The sequence below is a fragment of the Candidatus Pantoea floridensis genome, assembly GCF_900215435.1.
GTDB classification, from domain to species: domain Bacteria; phylum Pseudomonadota; class Gammaproteobacteria; order Enterobacterales; family Enterobacteriaceae; genus Pantoea; species Pantoea floridensis.
Genome location: NZ_OCMY01000001.1, coordinates 3,937,600 through 3,958,753 on the forward strand (window position 1 = coordinate 3,937,600; position 21,154 = coordinate 3,958,753).

A 21,154-nucleotide genomic window follows, 5' to 3' on the forward strand; every position below is an offset into this window, starting at 1 on the left:
CTCATTCCTCATGTCGCAAGCTGGGCAAGATACGGTTCACCTTATGGAAGGTTTCCTGATATTCAGCGTCGAGGTTACTGTCCGCCACTAATCCGCCACCGGCTGAGCAGTAAAGCTGTTGATTTTCTGCAATGAGTGTACGAATGGTGATGCTGGTGTCCATACGACCGCACAGGCTGATATACCCAATACTGCCACACCAAGCGTTACGGCGATGCGGTTCTAACTCTTCGATAATCTCCATCGCGCGGATTTTTGGTGCGCCAGTAATTGAACCGCCGGGGAAGCAGGCGCGAAGCAGATCGGTAGCTGTCAGCGTTTCCGGTAAGTGCGCCCGAATGGTGCTGACAAGATGATGCACTGCTGGAAAAGGTTCAACCACAAAGAGTTCGGGAACGCTGACGCTGCCGGGTGTGGCAACGCGACCAATATCATTGCGTAACAGATCGACGATCATGAGGTTCTCGGCGCGATCCTTCTCGGAGTGAGCCAGTTTTTCCGCCTGCAGGCGGTCGGCTGCTGCGTCATCGAGGCGCGGTAATGTCCCTTTAATTGGGCGTGTTTCTATCTCCTGCCGTTGCAGAGAGAGGAAGCGCTCCGGTGATAGGCTGAGCAACGCACTGTGTGGCAAACGCAGAAATGCGCTAAACGGCGCGCGATTCGCCTGGTTAAGGCGTAAAAAGGCCTGCCATTCATCGCCGCGATAGCTAGCCCTGAAACGCTGCGCGAGATTAACCTGATAGCAATCACCGGCCTGAATGTAGGCCTGCACCGCCTGAAAGCGTTGTGCATAATCGTCAAAACTGAGGTTTGATTGCCACTCGCTGGTCAACGTAAAGGGATCCGTTTCCACAGCCGTTTGCGCTTGTAGCCATTGCCAGCGTTTTTCTGCGCTATTCAGGGAAACTAGCGTCAGTTTCTGTTGATGATGGTCGGCGATCAGCGCCCAATCATAAATGCCTATCGCCATGTCTGGCGTTGAGAGATCTTGCTGCGCATGGTGCGGCAGCGTTTCGAAGCGCCGCCCCAGATCATAGCCAAAGAGCCCCATGGCGCCGCCCTGGAAGGGAAGATCAGGATTGAAATCGGGCGTGGTACCTAAAGCCACGCAGTGCTGTTGCACCAGCGTAAGCGGATCGGCTGTAGAGTGAGTCACCACATCTCCGCAGATAATTTCGGTGCTTTCGCCGCGCGTAGTCAGCGTCGCAAGCGGATCGGCGGTGAGGATATCAAAGCGGTTATCCGCGTGATTGGCCTGGCCAGAACTCAGTAACATCGCCCAGGGTTGATGGGCAAGGGGAGAGAAAAGGTGTACCAGCGTTTCAGGCGTATACTTCAGTACGAGACTATTTACCATTGTGGGACAAATCACTTCAGCAAGCAGGTCGCTAGCCTGACATATTTTTTTGTTGCTGGCACCCGTTTGTTCCTCGTGGTAATAATGCGTCCCCCTTGTACCAGGAGAGAATTATGTTTACAGGTCTTCCAGCGTTATCTCACGAGCAGCAGCAGCAGGCGGTTGAACGTATTCAGGAGTTAATGGCGGGTGGTATGTCGAGCGGGCAGGCGATTGCACAAGTTGCGCAAGAAATTCGCCAAACCTATAAAGGCGAAGCTATTCGGGCGATGTTCGAAGACGATGAGGATGAAGAAGACGACTACGAATAACGCCCAAACAGCTTTACAGCGCGGCGATGATTTTAATTTCGACTTTATACTTCGGATTCATCAAGCCTGCTTGCACGGTGCAGCGCACCGGGGCATTGCCAGGCGAGACCCACGCATCCCAGGCACGGTTCATTGCCGGGAAATCAGCCTTGTCGACCAGAAAAATGGTGGCATCAAGGATCTTACTTTTATCCGATCCCACGCGTGTAAGAATGGCGTCAATCACGGCTAACGCATTGGCCGTTTGCGCTTCTGCATCTTCATCCAGATTTTCCGGTACGCTGGTGTAATACACGGTTTGGTTATGCACTACGGCTTCGGACATCCGGTGTTCCGGATCAATACGCGTAATAGTCATGTGGTTCTCCTTTAGTTTTGCCGCGCTAGCCTGCCATATCCCAGGGGCGAATGTCATCTGTTGTGGTCGCCCAGGCGGAATCCTGACATAATTACAGTGGTTTTTAACGATGATGTGAGGAAGTGTGGCAGACGATTTTGCAGCTGATGGCGCGCTGGCGCAGGCGATTCCGGGGTTTAAACCGCGTGAAGCGCAGCGGGAAATGGCGAAAGCGGTAACCGAAGCGGTCAAAACAGGCGGCGAGCTGGTGGTTGAAGCGGGTACCGGTACCGGTAAAACCTATGCTTATCTGGCACCGGCGCTGCGTGCGAAAAAAAAGGTCATTGTCTCCACCGGTTCCAAAGCGTTGCAGGATCAACTGTACAACCGCGATCTGCCCACCATCGCGCGCGCCTTGAAGTTCAGCGGAAAAACGGCGCTGCTTAAAGGGCGATCCAACTATTTATGCCTCGAACGTCTTGAGCAGCAAAATCAAACCGGTGGCGATCTTAGCGTGCAGGCGCTGGGTGATTTGATCAGCGTGCGCGGCTGGTCGTCAGAAACCACAGATGGCGATGTCAGCAACTGCAGCGGCGTGGCAGAAGACAGCCCAATCTGGCCGTTTGTCACCAGCACCAACGATAACTGCCTCGGTAGCGATTGCCCGCTGTATAAAGATTGCTTTGTAGTGAAAGCACGCAAAAAAGCCATGGATGCCGACGTGGTGGTGGTGAATCACCATCTGTTTCTCGCCGATTTGGTGGTGAAAGAGGGCGGCTTTGGTGAACTCATTCCCGAAGCCGATGTGATGATCTTTGATGAAGCGCACCAATTACCGGATATCGCTAGCCAGTATTTCGGCCAGCAATTATCGAGTCGGCAGCTACAGGATCTCGCCAAAGACATCATCATTGCCTATCGCACCGAAGTGCGCGATGTGCAGCAACTGCAAAAATCCGCCGACCGGCTGGCACAGTGCGCGCAAGACTTTCGTTTGACGCTGGGAGAGCCCGGCTTCCGCGGCAATTTGCGCGATTTGCTTAGCGATAACAACATCATGCGCATGTTTACGTTATTGGATGATGCGCTAGAGCTCTGCTACGACGTCATCAAACTTTCGCTAGGACGTTCAGCCCTGTTGGATGCTGCATTTGAACGTGCCGCGTTGTATCGCACGCGCCTGAAGCGTTTGCGAGCGATTGAGGAGCCGGGCTTCAGCTATTGGTATGAGTGTAACAGCCGTCATTTTACGCTGGCGCTGACGCCGCTTTCCGTGGCGGAACGTTTTCGCGAGGTGATGGATAACCGCAAAGCGGCGTGGATATTCACCTCTGCGACGCTGGCCGTGAATGAGCAAATGAGCCATTTCTCCAGCCGCCTCGGTGTCGATAATGCGATTACCATGATTCTCGACAGCCCATTCGACTACACCCAACAAGCGCTACTCTGCGTTCCGCGTAATATGCCCGAGCCAAATCATCCCGGCGGTGCGCGGCAGCTGGCACGCATGATGAAACCGCTTATCGATGCCAATAAGGGCCGCTGTTTCTTCCTTTGTACCTCGCACAAGATGATGCGCGAGTTAGCGATAGAGTTTCGCGCCTCAATGACCTTGCCGGTGCTGCTGCAGGGCGAAACCAGTAAAGGACAGTTGCTGAAACAATTTCTTGAAGCCGGTAACGCCTTGCTGGTGGCGACCAGCAGCTTCTGGGAAGGCGTTGATGTGCGCGGTGAAGCGCTGTCACTGGTGATCATCGACAAGCTACCGTTTACGTCGCCGGAAGATCCGCTGCTGAAAGCACGCATGGAAGATTGTCGTCTGCGCGGCGGCGATCCTTTCAATGATGTGCAACTGCCCGATGCGGTGATCACCTTGAAACAGGGCGTGGGTCGATTGATCCGTGATACTGACGATCGTGGCGTGTTGGTGATTTGCGATCAACGTCTGGTTTCGCGTCCTTACGGTGGCCTGTTTCTTAACAGCCTGCCGCCCACACCGCGCACCCGCGATATCGCTCGCGCCATTGAATTTGTTCGTCAGCCGCTGGATCGGTAATTTCTGCCAGGCTGTGATAAGATGCGCGCCATTTTGACTCTCTGAGGTTGTTATGTCCGTCCGAATTTTAGCCCTGGACACGGCGACAGAAGCCTGTTCTGCCGCGCTGCAAAACCTGCAGCAGATTGATGCCCGCTTTGAAATCGCCCCGCGCGATCACACCCAACGTATTCTCCCGCTGGTTCAGGAGCTGTTGCAGGCGCAGCAGCTGGATCTGACCGCGCTCGACGTGCTGGCATTCGGCCGCGGTCCGGGCAGCTTCACAGGTGTACGCATTGGCATCGGTATTGCGCAAGGGCTGGCGCTGGGCGCGAATTTGCCAATGATTGGTGTTTCCTCGTTAGCCACGATGGCGCAGGGCGCGTGGCGTCTGACGGGTGCAACACGTGTGCTGGCAGCAATTGATGCGCGTATGGGTGAACTCTATTGGGCTGAATATCAACGCGATGAATACGGCGAATGGCAAGGTGCGGAAACAGAAGCGGTGCTGAAACCCGAAGCCGCTCAGGAACGCATCGCCACGTTAGCGGGTGAATGGACCACAGTGGGAACCGGCTGGCAGGCATATCCACATCTGCTGTCATCGCCTGGTGCCGCCCTTAAGGCTTCTGCAGTGTTATTGCCCGCTGCTGAAGATATGCTGCCGCTGGCGCTCAGCGCCTGGCAACGTCATGAAGCGGTGGCGGTTGAGAACGCCGAACCGGTTTATCTACGTAATGAAGTGGCATGGAAAAAGTTGCCGGGACGCTAAACGGCGCGCAACTAATTTCTACGCGCCCAGTCTAAACAGAGAAATACAGGAGAAGTACTATGCCAATGAGTCGTAAAGGGATGTCTGGCGCTCTGTTAGCCTGCGCACTGCTGATAAGCGGCTGTGTTTCGGTGCCAGATTCAATTAAAGGAAGCTCGCAACTTCCACAGCAAGATTTGTTACGCGTGATGAATGCGCCGGAACTGTATGTCGGTCAGGAATCTCGTTTTGGCGGTAAAGTGGTTAAAGTGACGAATCTGAACGGGTCAACGCGTCTGGAAATTGCCACTCAACCACTGGATGAAAGTGCGCGACCGCGTTTAGGATCGGCATCCGTTGGCCGTATTTATGCGGATATACGCGGGTTTGTTGACCCGATTGATTTGAATAACCAATACATTACCGTGCTGGGCAACATTAAAGGGACGGAAAAAGGGGAAATCGGTAAGGCGAGCTACAACTTTGTCGTTGTTGATGTGCGCGGTTATCAGCGCTGGCATTTGACGCAGCAGGTGATGACGCCGCCACAACCTATCGATCCTTACATTTGGTACGGACCCACGCGTCATCATCCGGGCTACTGGGGACCCAATCCTTATTGGGGGATGAATCTCGGCGGACCGGCTCAGGTGCAAACTATCCTCACCGAATAACGTTGTCTGTATTTTTATGGCCCGGTCGCGGTGCTTGCGACCGGGCCTTTTTATTGGGCGCGCAACCGATGCGCGAAATTTAGTGATGCGCTTCGCAACCTGAAAATGCCGAAACAGGCAAACTGGTACAATCAGTTAAAATATTGTTAACAACACTGATTGTCGAGGCGGCGATGGCTATACAACAAGAATATCGGGGTGATTCTTTGAATAAGGTTTGGCTCAAACGCTATCCGCCAGATGTCCCAGCGGAAATTAGTGCCGATCGCTACACTTCGCTGGTCGATCTTTTCGAGCACGCAACACAGCACTATGCCGATCAGGTGGCATTTATCAATATGGGGCAGCCGATGACCTATCGGCAGCTGGAGAAGCAGAGCCGCGCGTTTGCTGCCTGGCTGCAGCAGGGGCTGGGGCTCAAGCAGGGCGATCGTGTGGCGTTAATGATGCCAAATCTGCTGCAGTATCCTGTCGCGCTATTTGGCGTGCTGCGTGCTGGTATGGTGGTGGTGAATGTCAATCCGCTCTATACGCCGCGCGAACTTAAGCATCAGCTAATTGATAGCGGTGCCAGCGCTATCGTGATTGTCTCTAACTTTGCCCATACTCTGGAAAAAGTGGTCGCTGAGACGCCCATCAAGCATGTGATGCTTACCCGCATGGGCGATCAGCTGGCACCGGTAAAGGCGACGCTGGTGAACTTCGTCGTTAAATACGTGAAAAAGCTGGTACCGAAATATCATCTTCCCGGTGCAGTTCCGTTCCGCAGTGCTCTACAGCAGGGCGAACAGATGACCTATCAGCGTCCGGCCATCACCAACGACGATCTGGCATTCCTGCAATATACCGGCGGTACCACCGGCGTTGCCAAAGGCGCGATGCTAACGCACCGTAATATGCAGGCCAATCTGGAACAGACCAAAGCCACTTACGGCAAACTATTGCGTCCGGGTAAAGAGCAGGTGGTTACCGCGCTCCCGCTGTATCATATTTTTGCGCTGACGGTGAATGGGTTGCTCTTCCTCGATCTCGGCGGGACTAACCTGCTGATTACCAATCCGCGCGATATTCCAGGCTTTGTCAAAGAGCTCAGCAAATTCCCGTTTACCGCCATTACCGGCGTGAATACGTTATTCAATGCGCTGCTGAATGATGCCAATTTCAACAAACTGGATTTCTCCACGCTGCGGCTGTCCGCAGGCGGCGGTATGGCGGTGCAAAAAGCGGTGGCCGAACGTTGGGAAAAACTCACGGGCCACTATTTGCTGGAAGGCTATGGCCTCACTGAATGTTCGCCGTTGGTGTCTGTCAATCCCTATGACATTACCTGTCATACCGGCAGTATTGGTTTGCCGGTGCCTTCAACAGATGTGCGCATCGTGGACGATGAAGATAAAGATGTTCCGCCTGGTGAACCGGGTGAACTGTGCATTCGTGGTCCGCAGGTGATGACAGGCTACTGGCAGCGCGCCGATGCCACCGATGAAGTGCTGAAAAATGGCTGGCTGCATACCGGCGATGTTGTTACCGTTGATAGCGAAGGCTTTATTCGCATCGTCGATCGTAAGAAAGACATGATTCTGGTGTCGGGCTTTAACGTGTATCCTAACGAGATTGAAGATGTGCTTATGCAGCACGAGAAAGTGCGTGAAGCGGCGGCGATTGGCGTACCGAGCGATCTTTCGGGTGAAGCCGTCAAAGTGTGTATTGTGAAGAAAGATCCTTCCTTAACGAAAGAAGAGGTGCTGGATCATTGCCGTCGTCAGCTCACCGGCTACAAAGTGCCGAAGATTATTGAGTTTCGTGACGAGCTGCCGAAGACCAATGTGGGCAAAATTTTGCGCCGTGAATTGCGTGATGAGGCGAAGCGAGAAGGGCAGTAACGCACCCTTCTCCCCAGGTTAACGCCGGCACAGTCCGGCGTTTTTATTGCTTTTAACATGGAGCGCTGCGCGTAGTTTGCCGCAGCGAGAAAGACAACGTGAATTACACCCTGATCGACCAAAATGACCAACTGGCCGCCGTTTGCGAGAAAGCTCGCCAGCATACAGCCGTGGCGCTGGATACTGAATTTGTGCGTACGCGCACTTACTATCCGCAGCTCGGCCTGATTCAGCTGTTTGATGGTGATCAGCTGATCCTGATCGATCCGCTTAACATTAGTGACTGGACGCCGTTTGTCGCTCTGCTGCAGGATAAGCAGATCACTAAATTCCTGCACGCCGGTGGCGAAGATCTTGAAGTTTTCCTGCACCGTTTTAAATGCCTGCCCAATCCGATGGTTGATACACAAATCCTGGCGGCATTTATCGGCCAGCCGCTATCGTGGGGCTTTGCTTCAATGGTGATGCATTTCAATCAAATCGAATTGGATAAAAGCGAATCGCGTACCGACTGGCTCGCGCGTCCGCTGACCGAGCGTCAGTGTGAATATGCAGCGGCCGATGTGGCCTATCTGCTTCCTATCGCCCATCAGCTGGTGGCGCAAACCGAAGCTGCGGGCAATATGGCGGCGGCGCTAAGCGAATGCGATACGTTGTGCCAGCGCCGTCTTGATGTGCTGCAACCGGAAGAAGCCTGGCGTGATATCACTAACGCATGGCAGTTACGTCCGCGTCAGCTGGCCGCCTTACAGCGTCTCGCAGCATGGCGTTTAAACATCGCACGTCAGAAAGATATGGCGGTGAACTTCGTGGTGCGTGAAGAGAATTTGTGGAAAGTGGCGCGCTTTATGCCGGGCAGTCTTGGCGAGTTGGACCATTTAGGTCTTAATGGCCATGAGATCCGCTTCCACGGTAAAGCGATGGTGGCATTAGTCGCCGAAGCGCTGGCACAGGATGAAGCTACCTTGCCGCAGCCGCTGCCAAATCTGATCGATCATCCGCACTACAAGCAGGCGTTCAAAGCCATTAAGGCGCTGGTACAGCAGGTGAGTGAAGAGAGCGGATTTAGTCAGGAGTTGCTGGCATCACGTCGCCAGATCAATCAGGTGCTGAGTGTTCATTGGGGATTGAAGAGCGCTTCGCGTACACCGGAACTGCTTTCTGGTTGGCGCGGCGATCTGCTTAAAGCTGGTATCGACGAGATTCTGCAGGCGCTTTAAGACAGCATTTTCCCCTGCGCAACAACGCAGGGGAAAATCAGGAAACCGCTTTAATCATTTAGGAACGTCTTCCGGCTCCGGCAGTGTTACGTTGAGCTCAAGGATAGAGATATCATCCCCTTTCTGATCCAGCTGAACGGTCACCATATCCGGGTCAATTTTTACGTATTTACAGATCACTTCCAAAATATCGCGCTTCAGCTGCGGCAGGTAATGGGGCTCACTGTCACCCCTTCTGCGTTCGGCTACGATAATCTGTAGCCTTTCCTTGGCTATATTGGCTGTGTTCTTCTTACGGGATAAAAAGAAATCAAGTAATGCCATTGGTTATCCCCCGAACAGGCGTTTAAGGAAACCCTTCTTCTCTTCTTCAATAAAGCGGAAGGGGCGTTCTTCGCCAAGCAGGCGATCTACGGTATCAGCATAGGCTTTACCGGCGTCAGCATTTGCGTCGAGGATCACCGGCTCACCCTGGTTAGAAGCACGCAGCACAGATTGATCTTCCGGAATCACACCAACCAGCGGAATGCGCAGAATTTCCAGCACATCTTCCATACTCAGCATATCGCCACGCGTCACGCGGCCAGGATTATAACGGGTCAACAGCAGATGCTCTTTTACCGGATCCTGGCTGTTCTCTGCACGACGTGATTTAGAGGAGATAATGCCAAGAATACGGTCGGAGTCACGTACTGAAGAGACTTCTGGGTTGGTGGTGATGATCGCTTCATCCGCGAAGTACAACGCCATCAGTGCGCCAGTTTCAATACCCGCCGGTGAGTCGCACACGATAAAGTCGAACTCCATCGCCGCCAAATCGTTTAGTACCTTCTCAACGCCTTCACGGGTCAGCGCATCTTTATCACGCGTTTGCGAGGCGGGCAGAATGTAGAGCTGCTCGGTGCGCTTGTCGCGGATCAGCGCCTGATTCAGGGTGGCATCGCCCTGGATGACGTTTACAAAGTCATAAACCACGCGGCGTTCACAGCCCATGATTAAATCCAGGTTACGCAGGCCGATATCGAAATCGATAACGACGGTTTTTTTGCCTTTCTGCGCTAACCCGGTAGCGATGGCCGCGCTTGACGTGGTCTTGCCAACGCCCCCTTTACCCGATGTAACTACAATAATGCGTGCCATAAATGTTGATTTCCTTAACGAAAGAAAAGGGGCTTAATTAAGTGTCTGAATGGTGAGTGCGCCTTCCTGGAGGCTCAGGCGCGCAGCTTTACCAAAAAATTCCGCCGGAATCTGATCAATCATCCAATATTCCCCGGCAATTGAGACCAACTCTGCGGCGAGGTTGGTGCAAAAAATCTGGCTATCACTTTGGCCGCCCACGCCGGCGAGTGCACGTCCACGCATCATGCCGTAAATATGGATATTGCCGTCTGCGACCAATTCAGCGCCGGCGCTGACGCTACTGGTGACAATGAGATCGGCATTGCGCGCATAAATTTGTTGTCCCGAACGCACCGGTGTATTGATGATGCGCGTTTTACTGGTGCCTTCCATTACCGCAGGGGCAACCGGCGCGGCCTCAGTAACAGCGGCACTTGTCTGTTTGCGATTCTCTTTACCTTCAGAAAGAACCGGCAAACCTGCGCGGGCAATCATTTTTTTCAGGGCTTCATCTTTGCAACCGCTAACGCCAACAATACGCAGCCCGGTAGCCATTACCGCTTGTTGCATCTGCTTCCAGTTAATGTCGCCGGTTAACGCTGACACATTGAGCACCACAGGTGCATTCTGCAAAAAGGCGGGAGCCTGATCGATTTTGTCCTGTAGCGCCTGACGAATCACCTCGGGTTGCGAATGGTGCAGATGAACGACTGATAGGGTAAAACTGCTTCCCTTAAATTCGATTGGCGTTTGCGACATCTGTGCTGACTCAGTCCTGTTTTACGACCCTTAAATGTACGTCGATAAAATCGGCAATAACATCAAACGGTCAATATTCGAAGTTCTGCAAGCATGTTATAGTTACTGCTATATTCAGGCAAGTGACGCCACCGGTTAATTCGAGTAAAAAATATGTTTTGTGTGATCTACAGAAGCCCGCAACGTGAACAGACTTATCTGTATGTTGAAAAAAAAGACGATTTCTCACGTGTCCCTGAAGAACTGCTGCGTGGCTTCGGCAAACCCCAGCTGGCAATGGTGCTGTCACTGGATAAGCGCGACAAGCTAGCCAACGCTGATATCAATAAAGTTAAGCAAGGATTAAGCGATAACGGCTATTATTTGCAAATTCCGCCGCCGGTTGAAAGTCTGCTCAACATTCATCTCGATCAGGGTAAAAAAGATTAATTCAGATTCATCTGTAAATATATCCTGTAGAAATAATCAGTGCTATTTGCGTTAATTAACTGCCCGTGTAAAACTTTTATTGCGGGCAATTATCAAAACGCTTAGTCGATTTTGTCGCAAAGAATTAACGACTTTTGACAATTTCCGCCACGCCAGCCGTGATAAACCCGCTAATATATTCCTCCTCAGCCTGCCGCGTTCCGGCGCTGAAACAGACAGCGTCGCCAGCATCACTGGCGGCATACACAACCAAAGCAGGGGAATAGCATGTATCAGCATCGTAACTGGCAAGGCGCTCTGTTGGATTATCCCGTCAGCAAAGTGGTTTGCGTTGGCAGCAACTATGCGAAGCACATCAAGGAGATGGGCAGCGCCACGCCCACTGAACCGGTGGTGTTTATCAAACCAGAAACCGCGGTATGCGATCTGCGCCAGCCGCTGTCGATTCCGACAAATTTTGGTGAAGTGCATCATGAAGTTGAGCTGGCGGTACTGATTGGCTCGACGCTGAAGCAGGCGAACGAAGAACACGTGGCGAAGGCCATTGCCGGCTATGGCGTCGCGCTGGATTTGACCTTACGTGATGTGCAGGCCGGTTTGAAGAAAGCGGGCCAACCCTGGGAAAAATCCAAAGGTTTCGATAACTCGTGTCCATTGTCGGGTTTTATTCCCGTTGCTGAGTTTAGCGGCGATCCACAGAACACCGAACTGAAGCTGGTTGTTAACGGCGAAGTGCGCCAGCATGGCACTACTGCGGATATGATCCACAAAATCCTGCCGCTGATTGCCTACATGAGCCAATATTTCACCCTGCGCGCGGGCGATGTGGTGCTGACCGGTACACCTGAAGGCGTTGGCCCAATGCGCTCTGGTGATAAGCTGGAAGTCTCGCTTGCCGGCCATGGTATCGCGACTCGCGTACTGTAAAACTTGCATCACCGCACCTGAACCTTTATAAGGTGCGGTCTTATTATTAACCCGGACCGCCATCATGACTGAACAACCTTTCTGGCAGACAAAACGCCTTGACCAAATGAACGACGCAGAGTGGGAATCTCTATGCGACGGCTGTGGCCAATGTTGCCTGAATAAGTTGCAGGATGCGGACACGGATGAAATCTACTTTACCAACGTGGCCTGCAATCAGCTGAACATCAAGACCTGCCAGTGTCGCAGCTACGAGCGTCGTTTTGAGTTAGAAGAGAATTGCATAAAGCTGACGCGTGAAAATCTCACCAGTTTTGAATGGTTGCCACGTACCTGCGCGTATCGCGTGTTAGGAGAAGGGAAAACCTTGCCAGCCTGGCATCCGCTGATTGCCGGTTCGAAAAAGGCGATGCATGCCCAGCGCATTTCAGTGCGTTTTATTGCGGTGCGCGAGAGTGAAGTGCGCGATTGGGAAGAGCATATCATTGATCGACCCGATCGCAACGGGTAAGCGCGAAACAGGCAGCCTTGGCTGCCTGTTTTGTTACTGCTTAACGCCCGAACAGATCGCGGCGTTTTGGTTTGAACGGTTGCGCAATCAGTACCAGCAGCGCGACTAACAGATATGCCGCGAAAATGACGATCATCCACTGCGGCATGCTCCAGGTGAGGAACGTCCAGCCACGCTCGGCGCAGTCGCCACTCGCCACAAACACCGCTGGCAGCCATTTATCCAGCGGTAACCAGGTAGGGAAGCGGGCGGCAAAGTCGCAGGTCACAAACGGATTAGGATGCAGCTGAATCATGGTGTGTTCGTAAGAGAGACGAGCCCCTTCATAGGCGCTATAGATCCAGATGAGGATCGCCGCCCAGCGCAGTGGCGTTTTTGGTGCAATCGCTCCGACGATACCCGCACCCATCACGCCGAATAGCGCGCAGCGTTCATAAATACACATCACACAAGGCTGTAATCCCATAACGTGCTGGAAATACAACGCAGTCAACTCAAAGGCCAGTGCTGTTAGGGCCAGCAGTAGCCAGGCACCTCTTCCATACGAGCATTGATTCAAATATCGCAACATAGTGCTTTTCCTGTAACCGTTAATGTGTCGCAGTGTAAACCAAAAGCGTAACCGTGCCAGCCAGGCAATAGGAAAAAATCTTAAACAAAAATGACTTAAGTCGAGTTCCGTTGAAAAAAGAGGGCATGGAGTGAAAGAGGATAAGCCGGCATAGCGCAACCCTGTGCTTCTGCTTGAAGGGGGCCTGAGATCGCGACTGAATTTTGCGCCAGCGCGCGCTTTTAATCGGTTGGCAGGCTATTTCCGCTATAGCCGCTCTGGTATGATGAGTCGCATTACGATAAAGAAAGTAACGAGAAATAAATGCTATGGTGATTAAGGCGCAGAGCCCTGCGGGATTTGCTGAAGAGTATATTATTGAGAGCATCTGGAATAGTCGTTTTCCACCGGGATCTATTCTGCCTGCCGAACGTGAGCTTTCTGAACTGATTGGCGTAACTCGCACCACATTGCGCGAAGTGCTGCAGCGACTAGCTCGCGATGGCTGGTTGACCATTCAGCACGGCAAACCGACGCGCGTTAACGATTTCTGGGAAACCTCCGGTTTAAACATTCTCGAAACTCTGGCTCGTCTCGACCACGATAGCGTGCCGCAGCTGATTGATAATCTGCTGTCGGTGCGCACGAATATTGCTTCCATTTTTATCAGCCGTGCGCTGCGTCATCATCCAGATAAAGCGCGTGAAGTACTGGAAAATGCGTTGAGTGAGGAAGACAAAGCAGAGGCTTATACCGAGCTAGATTACCGTGTGTTCCGCGGATTGGCTTTTGCTTCTGGAAATCCTATTTATGGTCTGATTTTAAATGGCCTTAAAGGACTTTATACCCGCGTTGGTCGTCACTATTTCTCCAACCTCGAAGCGCGTGAGCTGGCGCGTAACTTCTATCGTCAGCTGGCGGATTTGTGCGTTGCCAACCCTTCACAAGAGCAGATCGTTGATAGCGTGCGCGACTATGGTCGTCGCAGCGGCGAGATTTGGCACAAAATGCAGAAAAGCATGCCGGATGATTTAGCCAGCAAACGATAAAGAAAAACCGGACTTCACAGTCCGGTTTTTTTGTTATAGCGATGGACCGCGCGCGGGCGATCGATCCAGCAACTCTACGCTGCCATCCTCATTCTGCTGCTCTAGAATGACATCAAAGCCCCATAAGCGATGTACATGCTTCAGAACTTCTTTACGGCTCTTATCAAGCGGTGCCCGCTGTTGCGGCACGTAACGCAACGTTAAAGAACGATCGCCGCGTAAGTCGACGTTATAAACCTGAATGTTAGGTTCCAGATTGCTCAGATTATATTGCGCCGACAGCTGCTGCCGAATAGCGCGATAACCCGCTTCGTCATGAATAGCCGCAATTTCGAGGAAATTGTTGCGATCATCGTCCATCACCGTAAACAACCGGAAATCACGCATTACTTTTGGCGACAGGAACTGGCTGATGAAGCTTTCATCCTTAAACTCGCGCATCGCAAAATGCAGGGTCTTCAGCCAATCTGAACCGGCAATATCAGGGAACCAGTAGCGATCTTCTTCGGTAGGTGTCTGACAGATGCGCTTGATATCCTGGAACATTGCGAAGCCCAGTGCATACGGGTTGATGCCGTTATACCACTGGCTGTTATACGGCGGCTGATACACAACATTGGTGTGGCTGTGCAGGAACTCCATCATAAAGCGTTCCGACACTTTGCCCTCGTCATACAGATGATTCAGGATGGTGTAGTGCCAGAAGGTGGCCCAACCTTCATTCATCACCTGCGTCTGTTTCTGCGGATAAAAGTATTGACTGACTTTGCGGACAATACGCAGCACCTCACGTTGCCAGGATTCCAGCAGCGGTGCATTTTTCTCCATGAAGTAGAGCAGATTTTCCTGCGGCTCAGAAGGGTAGCGTGAAGCCTCAACGTGTACCGACTCCTTCTCTTTGCGCGGTAGCGTGCGCCACAGCGTATTCACCTGGCTCTGCAAATACTCTTCACGACTCTGCTGCCGTGCTTTCTCTTCCTGCAGTGAAATCTTTTGCGGGCGCTTGTAACGATCAACACCGTAATTCATCAGCGCATGGCAGGAATCCAGCAGACGTTCCACTTCTTCCACACCGTAACGCTCTTCGCAATCGGTAATGTAATTTCGCGCAAACAGCAGGTAATCGACGATTGAACTGGCATCGGTCCAGCTACGGAACAGATAGTTATTTTTGAAGAAAGAGTTGTGACCATAACAGGCGTGCGCCATCACCAGCGCCTGCATGGTCATGGTGTTCTCTTCCATCAAATAGGCGATACACGGATTGGAATTAATGACGATCTCATAAGCCAGGCCTTGCTGACCGTGCTTATAGCGTTGTTCGGTTTCGATGAATTTCTTGCCAAACGACCAGTGTGCATAGTTGATCGGCATACCCACGCTGGAGTACGCATCCATCATCTGTTCGGAGGTGATCACTTCAATTTGGTGCGGATAGGTTTCCAGCCCGTAGCTTTTCGCTACCCGGTCAATTTCCGCCAGATAATCATCCAGCAGTTCGAAGGTCCAGTCTGGGCCGTCACTGAGTCGTTTACTGCTGCGGGTTGGCTCGTCAAAGATTGTCGTCATAGCGCACCTCTGTTTTGCAAGCGGCAGGGATTACCTGTCACGATCGTTTAAGGCCTCATCCTGAGTAAAGATGGCCCAATAAAACTGAGCGAACACTTCAATGATAGTCCACTGTCGCTTATCCGAAACTGGATCTCAATCGAATTCTTTTGGCAGAAAATCATTCAAAAAGCGCCAGTTAAGACGCCGCATGTGATAAATATTGGTTTTATTATGGATTGCAGAGTAATGCTCTGTTTATAAGTTAAATGTATGACTGCGGCGCTTTCTCCTGAAAAAAGAGTAAACCACTCCCTGACGCATAATAAATGGCTGAATAACGGTTTTAAGGCATAAAAAATCCTGATTTTTGATGTGCTGCATGATTTCAGTGTGCAGGCAGGTGAAAAACATGTGAAATATGTCGATCGAATGTAAGATTTGATTGGCGGTGAAATTATGCTGCCTTGGGCTTGGTTAGTAGTTAATTGTTCTTTTGCTGCGACGAGGGGCTTATGCGCGTAGTGATTCTTGGTAGTGGTGTGGTTGGGGTTGCAAGCGCCTGGTATTTGGCTCAGGCCGGACATGACGTCACGGTGATCGATCGTCAGCCCGCAGCGGCGTTAGAAACTAGCGCCGGTAACGCCGGACAGATATCGCCAGGCTATGCCGCGCCCTGGGCGGCGCCGGGCGTGCCGCTCAAAGCGGTAAAATGGATGTTCCAGCGTCACGCCCCGTTGGCGGTTCGTCTCGATGGCAGCAAGTTCCAGCTGGAATGGATGTGGAATATGTTGCGTAACTGCGACATGCAGCACTATCAAGAGAACAAAAGCCGTATGGTGCGCATCGCGGAATACAGCCGCGACTGCCTGAAAACGCTGCGTGCCAGCACCGGTATCGCTTACGAAGGTCGCCAGGGCGGGACGCTGCAACTTTTCCGTACTCAGCAGCAGTTTGAAAGCGCCAGTAAAGATATTGCTGTGCTGCGCGATGCCGGCGTGCCGTATGAGTTGCTGGAAGCGCATCAACTGAAAAATGTCGAACCGGCGCTAGCGGCCACGGCACACAAACTTACCGGCGGCCTGCGTTTACCTAACGATGAAACCGGCGATTGCCAATTGTTTACCCAGCGTCTGGCTGAGATGGCCGCAGCGGCGGGCGTCACCTTCCGCTATAACACGTCGGTGGATCAACTGCTGCGCGAAGGTAACCGCATTTATGGCGTGAAGTGTGGCGATGAAGTGATTAAAGCCGATGCGTATGTGGTGGCGTTTGGTTCCTATTCGACGGCGCTGTTGAAAGATATCCTTTCAATCCCGGTGTATCCGCTGAAAGGGTATTCGCTGACGATTCCAATTAAAGATGCCGATGCTGCGCCGGTTTCCACCATCCTTGATGAGACCTACAAAGTGGCGGTGACGCGCTTCGACGATCGCATCCGCGTGGGCGGCATGGCGGAAATTGTTGGTTTTAACACCAAACTGTTGCCAGCACGACGTGAAACGCTGGAGATGGTGGTCCGCGATCTCTATCCTGAGGGCGGATATGTTGAACAGGCCACGTTCTGGACCGGATTGCGTCCTATGACCCCGGACGGAACGCCCATTGTTGGACGCACGCCGCTCTCCAATCTCTATCTCAATACCGGCCACGGCACGTTGGGATGGACGATGGCGTGTGGTTCCGGTCAGCTTCTGGCTGATTTAATTTCCGGTCAGAAACCGGCGATCGCCGCAGATGATTTGTCCGTGCTGCGCTACCTGCCGGGTTTTGAGCCCCATTCGTCGCCACTGCGTAACGCCAGCGCGACGCGTTAAAACCTCAGGGAGAGTTAAAGCATGTCACGTCCAACCGGTGCCACCATCAATCAACAGGCGCTGCGTCACAATCTTGCTACTGTGCGTCAGGCTGCTCCACACTCGCACGTCTGGTCGGTAGTAAAGGCTAATGCGTATGGTCACGGTGTGGCACGCGTGTGGCAAAGTCTCGCCGAAACTGATGGGTTTGCCCTGTTAAATATGGAAGAGGCCATCCTGCTGCGTGAGCAGGGATGGAAAAAACCGATTCTCCTGCTGGAGGGTTTTTTCCATGCGGAAGATTTAACGCTGATCGATCGTTATCGCCTTACAACCAGCGTGCACAGTAACTGGCAAATTCAGGCGCTGGCGAAAGCGCGGCTGTCGGCGCCGGTTGATGTTTATCTGAAAATTAACAGCGGCATGAATCGGCTGGGTTTCCGACCGGAACTGGCGCAGGCGGCATGGCAAAAACTGCGGGCTTTGCCGACTGTAGGTGAGATGACGCTGATGGCGCACTTTGCCGATGCGGAAAATCCGGATGGCTTAATTGAGCCAATGAAGCGTGTGGAGCTGGCGGCAGAAGGGTTGCATTGTCCTCGTTCCTTGTCGAACTCTGCGGCCACGTTGTGGCACCCGGAAGCACATTTCGATTGGGTACGTCCCGGCATTATTCTCTATGGCGCGTCACCCAGCGGCGACTGGCAGGATATCGCCAGCACCGGATTGCAGCCGGTGATGACGCTTAACAGCGAGATCATTGGCGTACAGCAATTAAATGCCGGTGATGGTGTTGGTTATGGGTATCGCTATCATGCTGGTGCCGCACAACGTATTGGTATTGTCGCCTGCGGTTACGCCGATGGTTATCCACGCCACGCACCAACGGGCACACCCGTTTGCGTTGATGGCGTGCGCACGCAAACCCTGGGCGCGATCTCCATGGACATGATGATGGTCGATTTGGAACCTTGCCCGCAGGCCGGAATTGGCTCGAAGGTTGAGCTGTGGGGTCATCAGGTTAAGATCGATGAGGTTGCAAAAGCCGCCGGAACGGTGGGCTACGAGCTGATGTGTGCGCTCGCGCCACGCGTTCCGGTTGAGGTTATTTAAGCGCGGTCACGCTGCCGCGCATATTTTTGCTGCAGCGCCAGGCGATGAGGGCCAGCGCTGCACCCGTCAGCATCATCAATGCCAGAGACGATTTCTCCGCCACCGGTAGGGCCACGATGGCCATACTTCCACCGGCACCGCACGCCATCTGTATAAATCCTTGTAAGGCTGCAGCGACACCGGCCTGCTGTTGATACGGCTCCAGCGCATAGCTGGTGGCCGGTCCGACGGTAAACGCTAATCCTGCCACAGAAACGGCCACCGGGATCATGTATAGCGCCCAATGGTTTTGCCATGCGGCCGGAAACAGTGCTGTGCCCATCATCAGCAGAATGGCGCCAATCAACATCGTCGCAAAACCCATCGCCAGACAGAACGGGCGTCCCGCTTTGCGAATGGTTTTATTCACGAAGGCGCTTACCAGCATGATCCAAAAACCATTGGCGCCAAAGGCAAAGGAGAATTGGAGTGGCGTGAGGCCGCCTTCGGTCATCAACACATGCGGCGCCAGTGAAACATACGTTAGCACCATGCCCAACGCACCGGCATTAGCAAATGCGAAGGCAAGGAAGCGTGGTTCACGCGCAATTGCGCCATACTGCGCCAGCGGCAACCCTTTTACCCGCAGCGTGTCTGCAGGGCGCGTTTCTGGCAGCCAGATGACGACAATCAATCCGATAACTACCGCATAACCGCACAGGAACCAGAATGGTGCGCGCCAGCCATAGGCTTCCGCCAGAATACCGCCCAGCAGCGGAGCCAGAGCCGGAACAATATTCAATGCGCCATTGAGAAAACCGTAAGCGCGAGCCGCATCTTCACCACTCAGGCGATCGCGCACGCCACTAAAGGCCACTACTGCGCTGCAGCACACGCCGCAACCCTGGATGATACGCGCCAGGAAGAACACCGGCCATTGCGTGGCGGTGGCCGCAACGATGCTGCCAATGATGTACAAGCCCAGGCCAATCAGCGCGATTGGCTTACGGCCAAAATTATCAACCAGTGGTCCGGTTACCAGCTGACCGATACCCATCACCAGCAAAAACAGGGGAATGGTGAGCTGGATGAGGCTCACCGGGCTGTTCAGGCCATCGGCGATTTGCGGCAGAGTGGGGAGGTAAAGATCAATGCCAAGCGGTGCCAGCAGCACGAGGCTTAGAAGTATCAGGGTGAATTTTTGCATTACGTACCGAAACGACCTGTTAAACAAGCGGGAAGGGTAATGACTCTGTGAGGAAAAAGAAAGGGATAAAAAGAAAAGGCGATGCCTGCCAAACTGCGCAGGCATCGCGTCGAGGGTATTAGTAAGCGCCGTCGCGACGCACCACGACACCCGCGGTTTTAAACAGAATGGCGATGTCCGTCCATAGCGCCCAGTTTTTAACATACCAGGAATCGAAGTAAACGCGCGTATCGTAATCGATATCGTTACGGCCGCTGACCTGCCACAAACCTGTCATGCCGGGTTTGGCCATCAGGTAATAATCCACATCACCCGCATAGCGTTCCAGCTCTGCCTCGATGACGGGGCGTGGGCCCACCAGGCTCATTTCACCACGAATCACATTCCACAATTGCGGCAGCTCATCAAGGCTGGTTTTACGCAGGAAGTTACCAATTTTGGTCACGCGCGGATCGTTTTTCAGTTTAAAGTCACGATCCCATTCCGCACGCGCCTCTTCGCTGGTTGCCAGCAGGTTCTGCAGCACTTCTTGCGAGTTGGTCACCATTGAGCGGAACTTAAGGCATTTGAATTTCACGCCATCCTGACCTACGCGCTCATGACCATAAATCGCATTACCGCCGTCACGCTTCACCATTGCACATAGCAATCCAAATACCGGACCAAGGAACACCAGCAGCATAGAAGCGACAACAATATCGAAGGTACGCTTCAGGAAACGAGAAGAGCGTTTCGCCAGGTTGTTGCTCACGCGCAAAATCATCACTTCATGGCTGAAGATGAATGACATATCGGTACCATACAGCGGTACACCGCGCAGCGTTGGGATCACGGAGATCGACCGACACTTCATTTTAGACAGGAACTTCAGCCATTTATCGCGCACCACTTGCTGTTCATATTCTGTGGCGACGATAAATTGCGTGTTGTCGCGGTCCATGGTTTGCCAGTTGATATCTTTCCAGGTGATAACCGGTACGCCGTTAACTTTTTCATGCTGCTGGTCATCATCGAGGGAGATAAAGGCCTGCACGTTGTAGCCCAGGATCTCCTCGCTTTGTAACGCGGCATAGGCTTCCATGGCGTTTTTACCAGAACCAATGATGATGGTTTCCTTCTGCCATTGACCTGCGCGGTTAATGGCCCGCTTAACCACGGCTCGCATCAGCGGCAGCAGCAGCAGGGCATAGGTCCAGCTGAACACCCATACCATGCGGGAGAAGTCCCATTTTGAAAAGGCAATCAGCGCCAGATCAAGCAGAGAGAAAACAAACAGCGTTTTAATCACCTCTTTTAATTCAAACCAAAACGGTTTGCGGTAGGTGTAATGGCGCATCCGTACCCAGAACCAGGCGGTACAAAGTACGGATAAACCTAACTGCGCAATAAAACGATATTCAATCTGTTGCGGCGGAATAAACGTATCCAGTTCACCCCAAATACCTTGCACGGTGGCGGCAGATAAAAACAATGCCAAATTTAATGCTATTAAATCGGAGACACTCAGTGCGACTTTTGCGATGAGGTTTTTGCGCAGTCCGCTCCACGAGCGGGTTGCATTGTTCATTATTAAAGTACTTGCCATAAAACCTGCTC

General features: G+C 52.7%; 21 protein-coding genes. 12 read left to right on the forward strand and 9 right to left on the reverse strand.

The window, feature by feature from the left end; translation table 11 throughout:
- Position 1: 1 nt before the first annotated feature.
- Positions 2-1,357, reverse strand: coding sequence for an aminodeoxychorismate synthase component 1 (gene pabB, locus CRO19_RS18430; protein ID WP_097097137.1), 1,356 nt, complete (start codon positions 1,355-1,357; stop codon positions 2-4).
- 113 nt (positions 1,358-1,470) lie between these two features.
- On the opposite strand from pabB, the gene CRO19_RS18435 reads away from it, so the two are divergent.
- Positions 1,471-1,668, forward strand: a complete 198-nt coding sequence (locus tag CRO19_RS18435; RefSeq protein WP_097097138.1) for a YoaH family protein — start codon at positions 1,471-1,473, stop codon at positions 1,666-1,668.
- A gap of 13 nt (positions 1,669-1,681) precedes the next feature.
- Here CRO19_RS18435 and CRO19_RS18440 read toward each other — a convergent pair whose 3' ends face one another.
- The gene (locus tag CRO19_RS18440) at positions 1,682-2,026 is read right to left on the reverse strand and encodes a RidA family protein (RefSeq protein ID WP_097097139.1); all 345 of its coding nucleotides are present in this window, start codon (positions 2,024-2,026) and stop codon (positions 1,682-1,684) included.
- Positions 2,027-2,150: 124 nt separating this feature from the next.
- Here CRO19_RS18440 and yoaA point away from each other — a divergent pair, with 124 nt between their 5' ends.
- The 5 genes from yoaA (at position 2,151) to rnd (ending at position 8,568) form a co-directional block, all read left to right on the forward strand.
- Entirely contained in the window at positions 2,151-4,061 is a 1,911-nt protein-coding gene (gene yoaA / locus CRO19_RS18445; RefSeq protein WP_097097140.1) for a DNA repair helicase YoaA, read from the forward strand.
- A 52-nt stretch (positions 4,062-4,113) separates the two neighbouring features.
- The gene (tsaB, locus tag CRO19_RS18450; protein ID WP_097097141.1) at positions 4,114-4,812 is read left to right on the forward strand and encodes a tRNA (adenosine(37)-N6)-threonylcarbamoyltransferase complex dimerization subunit type 1 TsaB; all 699 of its coding nucleotides are present in this window, start codon (positions 4,114-4,116) and stop codon (positions 4,810-4,812) included.
- Positions 4,813-4,871: 59 nt separating this feature from the next.
- Positions 4,872-5,465 carry a Slp family lipoprotein gene (locus CRO19_RS18455; protein WP_097097142.1) on the forward strand — a complete coding sequence of 198 codons (594 nt, stop codon included), beginning with the start codon at positions 4,872-4,874 and terminating at the stop codon, positions 5,463-5,465.
- Positions 5,466-5,671: 206 nt separating this feature from the next.
- On the forward strand, positions 5,672-7,348 hold the full coding sequence (gene fadD, locus CRO19_RS18460; protein ID WP_141400251.1) for a long-chain-fatty-acid--CoA ligase FadD: 1,677 nt from the start codon (positions 5,672-5,674) through the stop codon (positions 7,346-7,348).
- 98 nt (positions 7,349-7,446) lie between these two features.
- Positions 7,447-8,568: a ribonuclease D gene (rnd, locus tag CRO19_RS18465; RefSeq protein ID WP_097097144.1), complete on the forward strand. Its 1,122-nt coding sequence runs from the start codon at positions 7,447-7,449 to the stop codon at positions 8,566-8,568.
- 54 nt (positions 8,569-8,622) lie between these two features.
- Here rnd and minE read toward each other — a convergent pair whose 3' ends face one another.
- From minE to minC, 3 genes are read right to left on the reverse strand one after another with little or no spacing between them, the layout of a single operon-like run.
- Positions 8,623-8,892 carry a cell division topological specificity factor MinE gene (gene minE, locus CRO19_RS18470; protein ID WP_007889661.1) on the reverse strand — a complete coding sequence of 90 codons (270 nt, stop codon included), beginning with the start codon at positions 8,890-8,892 and terminating at the stop codon, positions 8,623-8,625.
- Between the two features lie 3 nt (positions 8,893-8,895).
- Complete coding sequence (minD, locus tag CRO19_RS18475; RefSeq protein ID WP_007889662.1) at positions 8,896-9,708, reverse strand: septum site-determining protein MinD; 813 nt, start codon at positions 9,706-9,708, stop codon at positions 8,896-8,898.
- Positions 9,709-9,741: 33 nt separating this feature from the next.
- Entirely contained in the window at positions 9,742-10,449 is a 708-nt protein-coding gene (minC, locus tag CRO19_RS18480; RefSeq protein ID WP_097097145.1) for a septum site-determining protein MinC, read from the reverse strand.
- Positions 10,450-10,602: 153 nt separating this feature from the next.
- Here minC and CRO19_RS18485 point away from each other — a divergent pair, with 153 nt between their 5' ends.
- From CRO19_RS18485 to ycgN, 3 genes are all read left to right on the forward strand, one after another.
- Complete coding sequence (locus CRO19_RS18485; RefSeq protein ID WP_097097146.1) at positions 10,603-10,878, forward strand: YcgL domain-containing protein; 276 nt, start codon at positions 10,603-10,605, stop codon at positions 10,876-10,878.
- Positions 10,879-11,145: 267 nt separating this feature from the next.
- The gene (locus CRO19_RS18490; protein WP_097097147.1) at positions 11,146-11,805 is read left to right on the forward strand and encodes a fumarylacetoacetate hydrolase family protein; all 660 of its coding nucleotides are present in this window, start codon (positions 11,146-11,148) and stop codon (positions 11,803-11,805) included.
- Between the two features lie 64 nt (positions 11,806-11,869).
- A complete protein-coding gene (gene ycgN / locus CRO19_RS18495; protein WP_007889667.1) occupies positions 11,870-12,316 on the forward strand; it encodes a cysteine cluster protein YcgN in 447 nt (148 codons plus the stop codon).
- Between the two features lie 40 nt (positions 12,317-12,356).
- Here the strand turns inward: ycgN and dsbB are convergent, their stop codons facing one another.
- Positions 12,357-12,887: a disulfide bond formation protein DsbB gene (gene dsbB / locus CRO19_RS18500; protein ID WP_097097148.1), complete on the reverse strand. Its 531-nt coding sequence runs from the start codon at positions 12,885-12,887 to the stop codon at positions 12,357-12,359.
- Between the two features lie 308 nt (positions 12,888-13,195).
- On the opposite strand from dsbB, the gene fadR reads away from it, so the two are divergent.
- Positions 13,196-13,915: a fatty acid metabolism transcriptional regulator FadR gene (fadR, locus tag CRO19_RS18505; RefSeq protein WP_097097149.1), complete on the forward strand. Its 720-nt coding sequence runs from the start codon at positions 13,196-13,198 to the stop codon at positions 13,913-13,915.
- A 33-nt stretch (positions 13,916-13,948) separates the two neighbouring features.
- Here the strand turns inward: fadR and CRO19_RS18510 are convergent, their stop codons facing one another.
- Positions 13,949-15,484, reverse strand: a complete 1,536-nt coding sequence (locus tag CRO19_RS18510; protein ID WP_097097150.1) for a SpoVR family protein — start codon at positions 15,482-15,484, stop codon at positions 13,949-13,951.
- A gap of 494 nt (positions 15,485-15,978) precedes the next feature.
- Between CRO19_RS18510 and CRO19_RS18515 the strand changes: the two genes are divergently transcribed.
- Together CRO19_RS18515 and dadX are read left to right on the forward strand one after the other, a co-directional pair.
- Positions 15,979-17,280 (forward strand): D-amino acid dehydrogenase, encoded by a 1,302-nt coding sequence (locus tag CRO19_RS18515; RefSeq protein ID WP_097097151.1) that lies wholly within the window; start codon positions 15,979-15,981, stop codon positions 17,278-17,280.
- 21 nt (positions 17,281-17,301) lie between these two features.
- A complete protein-coding gene (gene dadX, locus CRO19_RS18520) occupies positions 17,302-18,372 on the forward strand; it encodes a catabolic alanine racemase DadX (protein ID WP_097097152.1) in 1,071 nt (356 codons plus the stop codon).
- Here the strand turns inward: dadX and CRO19_RS18525 are convergent.
- Both CRO19_RS18525 and wbaP read right to left on the reverse strand, forming a co-directional pair.
- On the reverse strand, positions 18,365-19,558 hold the full coding sequence (locus CRO19_RS18525) for a multidrug effflux MFS transporter (RefSeq protein ID WP_097097153.1): 1,194 nt from the start codon (positions 19,556-19,558) through the stop codon (positions 18,365-18,367). The genes dadX and CRO19_RS18525 overlap by 8 nt on opposite strands.
- Positions 19,559-19,676: 118 nt before the next feature.
- Complete coding sequence (gene wbaP, locus CRO19_RS18530) at positions 19,677-21,143, reverse strand: undecaprenyl-phosphate galactose phosphotransferase WbaP (protein WP_097097154.1); 1,467 nt, start codon at positions 21,141-21,143, stop codon at positions 19,677-19,679.
- Between the last annotated feature and the right edge of the window lie 11 nt (positions 21,144-21,154).

Bases quoted from the DNA above. Each gene is read 5' to 3' on its own strand.
- pabB (WP_097097137.1), bottom strand. From the start codon at position 1,357: ATGGTAAATAGTCTCGTACTGAAGTATACGCCTGAAACGCTGGTACAC.
- CRO19_RS18435 (WP_097097138.1), top strand. From the start codon at position 1,471: ATGTTTACAGGTCTTCCAGCGTTATCTCACGAGCAGCAGCAGCAGGCG.
- CRO19_RS18440 (WP_097097139.1), bottom strand. From the start codon at position 2,026: ATGACTATTACGCGTATTGATCCGGAACACCGGATGTCCGAAGCCGTA.
- tsaB (WP_097097141.1), top strand. From the start codon at position 4,114: ATGTCCGTCCGAATTTTAGCCCTGGACACGGCGACAGAAGCCTGTTCT.
- CRO19_RS18455 (WP_097097142.1), top strand. From the start codon at position 4,872: ATGCCAATGAGTCGTAAAGGGATGTCTGGCGCTCTGTTAGCCTGCGCA.
- minE (WP_007889661.1), bottom strand. From the start codon at position 8,892: ATGGCATTACTTGATTTCTTTTTATCCCGTAAGAAGAACACAGCCAAT.
- minD (WP_007889662.1), bottom strand. From the start codon at position 9,708: ATGGCACGCATTATTGTAGTTACATCGGGTAAAGGGGGCGTTGGCAAG.
- minC (WP_097097145.1), bottom strand. From the start codon at position 10,449: ATGTCGCAAACGCCAATCGAATTTAAGGGAAGCAGTTTTACCCTATCA.
- CRO19_RS18485 (WP_097097146.1), top strand. From the start codon at position 10,603: ATGTTTTGTGTGATCTACAGAAGCCCGCAACGTGAACAGACTTATCTG.
- CRO19_RS18490 (WP_097097147.1), top strand. From the start codon at position 11,146: ATGTATCAGCATCGTAACTGGCAAGGCGCTCTGTTGGATTATCCCGTC.
- ycgN (WP_007889667.1), top strand. From the start codon at position 11,870: ATGACTGAACAACCTTTCTGGCAGACAAAACGCCTTGACCAAATGAAC.
- dsbB (WP_097097148.1), bottom strand. From the start codon at position 12,887: ATGTTGCGATATTTGAATCAATGCTCGTATGGAAGAGGTGCCTGGCTA.
- fadR (WP_097097149.1), top strand. From the start codon at position 13,196: ATGGTGATTAAGGCGCAGAGCCCTGCGGGATTTGCTGAAGAGTATATT.
- CRO19_RS18510 (WP_097097150.1), bottom strand. From the start codon at position 15,484: ATGACGACAATCTTTGACGAGCCAACCCGCAGCAGTAAACGACTCAGT.
- CRO19_RS18515 (WP_097097151.1), top strand. From the start codon at position 15,979: ATGCGCGTAGTGATTCTTGGTAGTGGTGTGGTTGGGGTTGCAAGCGCC.
- dadX (WP_097097152.1), top strand. From the start codon at position 17,302: ATGTCACGTCCAACCGGTGCCACCATCAATCAACAGGCGCTGCGTCAC.
- CRO19_RS18525 (WP_097097153.1), bottom strand. From the start codon at position 19,558: ATGCAAAAATTCACCCTGATACTTCTAAGCCTCGTGCTGCTGGCACCG.
- wbaP (WP_097097154.1), bottom strand. From the start codon at position 21,143: ATGGCAAGTACTTTAATAATGAACAATGCAACCCGCTCGTGGAGCGGA.